This window comes from Phormidium sp. CCY1219 (genome assembly GCF_035615515.1).
Taxonomy (GTDB): domain Bacteria; phylum Cyanobacteriota; class Cyanobacteriia; order Cyanobacteriales; family Laspinemataceae; genus CCY1219.
The window spans coordinates 1-7480 of record NZ_JAJENT010000629.1 but is presented as its reverse complement, the minus strand read 5'-3'; the positions used below and the strand labels follow the sequence as shown (position 1 = coordinate 7480).

At 52.0% G+C, this 7480-nt stretch carries 4 protein-coding genes and 1 pseudogene; 3 read left to right on the top strand and 2 right to left on the bottom strand.

All coding sequences use genetic code 11. The annotated features are described in order from the left end of the window. Positions 1-437: 437 nt before the first annotated feature. Positions 438-2051: an NB-ARC domain-containing protein gene (locus LKK83_RS17940; protein ID WP_324632632.1), complete on the bottom strand. Its 1614-nt coding sequence runs from the start codon at positions 2049-2051 to the stop codon at positions 438-440. 805 nt (positions 2052-2856) lie between these two features. Further along, positions 2857-4476: a citramalate synthase gene (gene cimA, locus LKK83_RS17935; RefSeq protein ID WP_324632631.1), complete on the bottom strand. Its 1620-nt coding sequence runs from the start codon at positions 4474-4476 to the stop codon at positions 2857-2859. Between the two features lie 129 nt (positions 4477-4605). Here cimA and LKK83_RS17930 point away from each other — a divergent pair, with 129 nt between their 5' ends. The 3 genes and pseudogenes from LKK83_RS17930 to LKK83_RS17920 all read left to right on the top strand — a co-directional run bounded on the left by LKK83_RS17930 (position 4606) and on the right by LKK83_RS17920 (position 7268). Beyond that, positions 4606-4968, top strand: coding sequence for a 2Fe-2S iron-sulfur cluster-binding protein (locus LKK83_RS17930; protein WP_324632630.1), 363 nt, complete (start codon positions 4606-4608; stop codon positions 4966-4968). A gap of 311 nt (positions 4969-5279) precedes the next feature. Beyond that, positions 5280-6311: pseudogene (thiO, locus tag LKK83_RS17925) on the top strand (glycine oxidase ThiO); the annotation flags it as partial. 144 nt (positions 6312-6455) lie between these two features. Further along, entirely contained in the window at positions 6456-7268 is an 813-nt protein-coding gene (locus LKK83_RS17920; protein ID WP_324632633.1) for a thiazole synthase, read from the top strand. The last annotated feature ends 212 nt before the right edge of the window (positions 7269-7480 follow it).

Here is a 7480-nt window from a genome sequence, read left to right as displayed (position 1 = left end):
CTGGTCTTCTGGTCAGGTGAGCTTGGGAAAATAAAGTCTTACCAAGCCCCTCCCTTTAGGGATGGGGTTCCTGACTGCCTGTTAGACTTAAATCACGAGGCATAGCGTACCATATTTAAACAAACTTGCCCCAAATTTTAATCCACAAAAAAACCTGAATCGAGCAAGCTACCCTTGATGCATTTACCTTACCCCGCCTTTGGCGATCGCATTTTATCTCGCCCCACCTGAGTGTGGCGCGTTGCGGGTGTGGCGCGTTTCGAGATTCACACCCAGATAAAATATCCCGCCAACCACAAATGACCCATCACCGAGGACCAATCACCAACCCCCCATCCCCAGTTTCCCCATTTCCATCGAGTCACTCACCCTCAAGAACTTAAACTGCTTTGGAGGGCGAGTGTCCGTTAACTCCTTATATTGAGCGATGGGGAGTATTACCCTTGCTCAGGGAGTTCGCCCTTTTTCCCGAGCAAACTCTTTACATTGTGGCTGGCGTAGCCCACTTCCAGGGGGGGTTCTCCTTGCAAAAGGGTATCGATTTGAGACAGATAGCCTTCGATGCGACTGTCGCTTTTAAAGCTTCGCCGCAAGCGATCGCCGATCGCCTTGAGAATCCAGCGCTGTTGTTCTTCTTGAATCTCCGGTTTAGCCTCCAGTTGGGTCAAAGCGTGAGAGCGAAATACCACAAATTTCTCCGGTTTTTTCGTTTCAAAAACTTCGTGTAATTCCGCACACACCCGGGCCACGAATTCTTGGGTCACGTATTCGAGTACCACCGGTTGCACCGAAAACTCCGCTTGTTCGTTGTCCGAAATCTTTTCGAGTAGCGATCGCCGCCCCAAAGACGCCACCGCCTCCAACAATTCTTGCACCGACACCGGCAATAACATATCCTCGTGCAACCGTTCCAGGGAAATCGGTTGACGGGAGATCGCCAACCAGTATAGAATTTCCTTTTCTAACTCAGACAAGCGCTGAAACTGGCGATCGAGTAAAGCGTGAATCTCGCCAAACACTAAGGTGCCATGTTTGAGAAACAAAGCCGTATTCCCATCAAACAATTCCCGAATTGAAGTGGCTGCAATCTTGAGCAGCAAAGGATTCCCCCGATACAGTTCGATCGGTGTTTCCCACGCCTTGCTTTCATACAACCCTTTGGCTTGCAAAATTTTCCGCGCTTGTTCTGGATTAAGGTCTTTTAACTGAAACGACCGCACCGGAAGGGTTTTGCCTTCGAGCAATCCAATCTCGGTGGGTTTGTCTAAACTGGTCATCACCAAGCTACTTTTATGGGGCTCTTCCCCGAGGCGTCTGAACAAATCCCCATAATCTTCATACCCGGGGCGATAGTGGCCGGCCAATTCTCCGGGTTGTCCCACCGCATCCACACTATCTAAAACTAACAAACAGCGGTAGCGGCGCAAGTATTCGAGCAGATGGGAAATTTTCTCGTTTACATTTGGGGGATGTCCGCTGTGACGGAAATAGAGAAATTTCAGTAAGTTATCTAACAGGTCTTTCAGCGGTGGCGCATGGCGCAAGCTTCGCCACAAAACGCAATCAAATTCTTTGGCAATTTGGTGAGCCAATTTCACCGAAAGTGCCGTTTTGCCAATGCCTGCCATGCCTAAAATGGCCACCATCCGGCAGTTTTCTTCCACGATCCACCTTTGCAGGGTTGCCAGTGGCCGCGATCGACCGTAAAAAATGGACACATCCGGTGCCTCGCCCCAGTCGTAGCGCTCTTGACTGCCCAGGGATCCGCTGTGGGTGCCGCCGGTGGGGAAGAGGTTGTCAGCTTGGGAGTGTTGATACTCGCTGACGAGAATCTGCTGCAATTTGGCCATTTTTCCCGGCCCTGCCCCCCCGATTTTAAATTTTTTGTACACTTCTCCGAGGCGTTTGCGGACCGCTTCTGGGCGAATGCCGAGATGATTGGCGATCGCGGCGATCGAGGAGCCATGTAACGCCTGGGACAATACTTCCATTTCCGATTCGGATACGCCGCGATCGGCGGTTACGGCTTTGAGAAACTCTTCGGGAATCACAACAGTTCTCTGTGTTAACAACAATTCTGGTTTTCTTAGATGCAAATATGTGAGTTTTTGTTCATTTTTTATCAAACCTCACCTTTGTAACCCGTGGCTTGGCGATCGCGGCCACTGTCCCTCCCCTACGGTTTGCTCCCCCAAAACCTTCCCTCCCCCTACCTCGCAACTTCTATTCTCAATTTCCCTTTCCGCTTTGCCACTGAACCCTGAGATTGACCTGTCCTCCCCCCTGCAAACCTCTCCGTCTCTCCTCATGCTCCACCCTTTCCTCAAGTTTTTTTAATGATATCACTTAAGTAAGTCAATCGGCCAACCCCCAGAGTTTTTGCCTGAAATGTTCATCCCTTCCCTGAAAGCCACCTTTCAGGTTCCCCACCCCTCGGCAATTAAAACACTTAAATTGCATAAAAACACCCAAAACATTTAGCCGATACAGGTCAAGCGATTGTTATCCCGCCGTGCGACCCTCGGAATAGCCGTTCCGAAGCGATCGGGCAACATTAATGCCGGATTTACATCCTGTCAGTGACCCTAAATTACGCCATTACAACGGTAAACCGGGACGAAAAAACCTCGATTTCGATATTTCCCTACCCACTGTATCGTTCCGATTTCAAGGCGAGTATTATTCTAGGTAAACCCGCAAATTTACGAGATTAATTAACTGCTTAAACGTTGCAAAATAAATGTTTTAAATTACCAAAATTACCTGTAGGGTGGGCAACGAGTTGCCCACCCTACCCGTGAGGACCGACGCCCTGGGGGAAAGAATTTCCACCCCAAGGCAAGACCCCTGGCAAAGCTAAGCCGTTACCGGTGCTTGGGCGGGATGATTTTGCAACATCAAGCCATATTCCAACCCTTCCACTACCGCTTGATAAGATGCATCGATAATATTGGTGGAGACACCCACGGTAGTCCAGCGGCGCGATCCATTACTCGACTCCACCAACACCCGAGTTTTCGCAGAAGTGCCGGCAGCGCCATCGAGAATCCGCACCTTATAATCCGTAAGCTGGAATTGCTCCAACACCGGATAAAAATTCAGCAATGCTTTTCGCAATGCCGCATCCAGGGCAGAAACCGGCCCATTGCCTTCTGCAGCTTCCAAAATATCCTGACCATTCACCGCCAGTTTTACCGTTGCGAGGGCATTGGTCATCCCTTGCAATTGCTCGCAATGAACGTGAAAGCCTTTAATCTGGAAAAACTGCGGGCGATCGCCCAATGCCGATCGCATCAACAACTCAAAACTCGCCTCTGCCCCCTCAAACTGATACCCCTCATTTTCCAACTCTTTCAACCGCTGCAAAATTTCCCGACTGGCAGGATCGTGCTTATTCAAATCCAACCCAAAATTCCGCGCTTTCACCAACACATTACTCATCCCCGCTTGGTCTGAAATCACGATTCGGCGGAGATTCCCCACCCGTTGCGGGTCAATATGCTCGTAAGTCACCGGGTTGCGCTGCACTGCAGAAACGTGAATCCCCCCTTTATGAGCAAATGCAGACAATCCCACAAACGCCGCATGTTCGTCGGGGGCCAAATTTGCCACTTCGCTGACAAATCGACTGGTTTCGGTCAATTTCGCCAGTTGACCCTCTTCAATGCAGGAATACCCCAGCTTCAGTTGCAGATTCGGAATTAACGAACATAAATTCGCATTCCCGCAACGTTCTCCATATCCATTCATCGTCCCTTGGACCATTTCCACCCCTTCCATTACCGCCGCGAGGGCATTCGCCACTGCAGTTTCCGAGTCATTGTGGGTGTGGATGCCAAAGCGCAACGAAGCATTCGGGGTTTTCTGTACGGTGTTCAGTACAAATCGGACGATTTCGCTGATTTCGTGGGGCATGGTGCCGCCATTGGTATCGCAAAATACCACCCACTCGGCACCTGCAGCGATCGCCGTTTCCAGGGTCTGCATGGCATAGGCGCGATTTTGCTTGAACCCATCAAACCAATGTTCCGCATCGTAAATCACTCTGCGCCCCTGACTTTTCAAATAGGCGATCGTGTCGCGAATCATCGCCAAATTTTCCTCTAACGTGGTGTTGAGTCCTTCGGTAACATGCAGATCCCAGGACTTGCCAAAAATCGTCACCCAGTGGGTACCGGCAGACAAAATCGCCTGTAACATGGAATCTTCCGCCGCCGGAATGCCGGGACGACGGGTGGAGCAAAACGCCACCACTTCCGCATTCTGTAGCGCTTCTTCCTTCACCCGCCAGAAAAATTGTACGTCTTTGGGATTGGCACCGGGCCATCCCCCTTCAATAAATGGAATGCCCATCCTATCCAACCGATGGGCGATTTGCAATTTATCGTCAATCGACAAAGAAAGCCCTTCCCGTTGCGATCCATCTCGCAAGGTGGTGTCGTAAATCCAAATTTGATTTGCGTTGTCTGTAGTCATAATGCCTCTGTGTTGATACTTCAGTGTCGAGAAATTCATGGGGCGCGGAAAACCTCCATCGCCTCTGAGGCGATCGCATTGCCCTGCCAATGTCAAAATAGATAAAGGTACGGTTGGGAAATAAGACGAATGCCAACAATACAAGCGCTCGGAAAAACCATCGAATGCGACCAGGGTGCCAATCTGCGTCAAGTTTTACTCAATGCCGGCATCGAGTTGTACAATGGCAAGGCCAAACTTATCAATTGCCGGGGAATCGGTACTTGTGGCACTTGCGCCGTTGCGGTGGATGGAGAAGTTTCACCCCCCAACTGGCGCGACAAAACCCGGCGATCGCTCCCTCCTCATTCTCCCGCAAAAAATTTGCGTTTGGCTTGCCAAACCGAAGTCCTCGGCGATCTGAAGGTTACAAAATATGACGGCTTTTGGGGACAAGGAGAGCGCATTCTCTGGACGCCAGATGCCCCATCTCCCCAAGACAGCACCACTTGAAGGGACTCACCTGTGGGTTCTCGCCGATGGGGATCGCCGTGGGGTTGCCGATGAATTGTCAGCATTTCTTTATGGTTTGTCCGTCGCCTAGGCGGTCCAGGGGTGGGAAATTCCCCCCTCTGGGGCGAGAACATGGGTTCCCCAGTGCGCCAGAGATGGGCAACCCTCCTCAACTCACCCCTTACCTGGGCGGCAATCCCGACGAACTCGATCTAACTATAAATTCGCGCCGAGAGGCCGAGAATTAACGGAATCTTTGGGATTGTCTGGACTCGCGCTCAGCCACATCTAGCAGTAAACGTTTATTTTTGATGAATACAGCACGTGACGTTGTAATTATTGGCGGTGGGATTATCGGTCTGTCCATTGCCATTGATTTAAAATTAAGAGGTCTGTCGGTGACGGTTTGTTCGCGCTCGTTTGACGAAGCCGCTACTTTAGCCGCCGCCGGAATGCTCGCCCCCCAAGCGGAAGCGATCGCCCCGGGTCCTTTGCTGGATTTATGCCTGCGATCGCGGGCGCTCTATCCGGACTGGACGAGCAAACTGGAAGACCTGAGCGGAATCGATCCGGGTTATTGGCCCTCGGGGATTATCGCCCCGGTTTATGAAGCTCCACCCCCGGGCAATTCGCACCCCTCCCCCGACTGTCCCGCCTATTGGTTGGACAAACACCAACTGGATCTGCATCAATCGGGATTGGATGAAGAGGCGATCGGCGGGTGGTGGTTTCCGGAAGACGGACAAGTGAATACCCGCGCTTTAGGTAAAGCATTGCAAAAAGCGGCGCAAGAGTTAGGAATTGAATTGCGCGAAGGGGTCAGTGTGGAGGCGATCGTGCAGCGACGCGGAAAGGCGATCGCCCTGAAAACCAGCGCCGGGGAGTTACACGGCGGTCATTACGTCCTCGCTACCGGCGCTTGGAGCAATCATTTATTGCCGATTCCGGTTTCTCCGATTAAGGGTCAAATGCTCTCGGTCCGGGTGCCGCAAGGGACTTCTACTCCTCAACCGCGCTTACAGCGGGTGTTGTATGGTCCGAGTACCTATATCGTCCCCCGTCGCGATGGCCAAATTGTTATCGGCGCAACCAGTGAAGCGGTGGACTTTACTTCGGGAAATACCCCGGAAGGCATGCAAGCGCTGTTGTCCCGCGCTACGAAACTCTATCCGACCCTGAAGGATTACCCAATTGAGGAGTTTTGGTGGGGATTTCGCCCGGCTACTCCGGATGAATGTCCTATCCTCGGTCCGAGTCGGATTGAAAATTTAACCTTGGCAACGGGTCATTATCGCAATGGGATTTTGTTGGCACCAATTAGCGCTTCTTTAATTGCTGAGGCGATCGCCAATCAAAATTTCGACCCCTTGTTGGAACACTTTCGCGAAGAGCGTTTTTATTCCTCATCTGCTACTCCTGGGAACTCTACTATGCCTTCACTCACTCATGCTACGGCGATCGCCCCGCAGCAAAATGGCAATTCTACCTTGTCCCTTCTAGATGAGTTGGATGCGCCGGTCACGATCGCCAATCGCCGCTTTCGCTCTCGTTTGATGACCGGAACTGGAAGATATCGCTCGATTGCGGACATGCAGCAGAGCATTCTCGCCAGCGAGTGCGAAATCGTTACGGTGGCGGTGCGTCGCGTGCAGACCAATGCACCGGGCCATGAAGGGTTGGCGGAGGCGATCGACTGGAATAAAATCTGGATGCTGCCCAATACGGCGGGGTGTAAAACTGCTGAGGATGCTATTCGAGTAGCACGATTAGGCCGCGAAATGGCAAAACTGCTGGGACAAGAGGACAATAATTTTGTCAAGTTAGAGGTGATTGCGGATCCGAAATATTTGCTCCCGGATCCCATCGGCACCCTGCAGGCGGCTGAGCAATTGGTGAAAGAAGGGTTTGCAGTCTTGCCTTATATTAATGCAGACCCGATATTGGCGAAGCGCTTGGAAGAGGTGGGTTGTGCCACGGTGATGCCTTTGGGGTCGCCGATTGGATCCGGTCAGGGCATCGCGACGGCGGCAAATATTCAGTTGATTATCGACAATGCTAAGATTCCGGTGGTGGTGGATGCCGGCATCGGGGTGCCTTCGGAGGCGGCGCAGGCAATGGAGATGGGGGCAGATTTGGTGCTGATTAATAGCGCGATCGCCTTGGCTCGCAATCCGGTGGCAATGGCCCGGGCAATGGCGCAAGCGGTGTCCGCCGGACGTTTGGCTTATCTGGCAGGTCGCATTCCCATCCAATCCTCTGCCAGTGCTAGTTCTCCGGTGACGGGCACGGTGTCGGGTTAAGGGCCGCTCTATCACAGGATACCGGGGACTCCCCGTCCCCGCCCCTTGTCGTGACCAGCGGTGGTTCTCCATCGGGATTTGAGAAAATTGCGCTCGAGCGGATTCTATCTGTTATAATAGAAGGTGAAGCTCGAGGGGGCAGGCAGCGCTTTTAAGCAATTTAAGCATTGCTTTTGCGCCCTGCCTGCCCCCTCGGGTTCATTATACCCAAT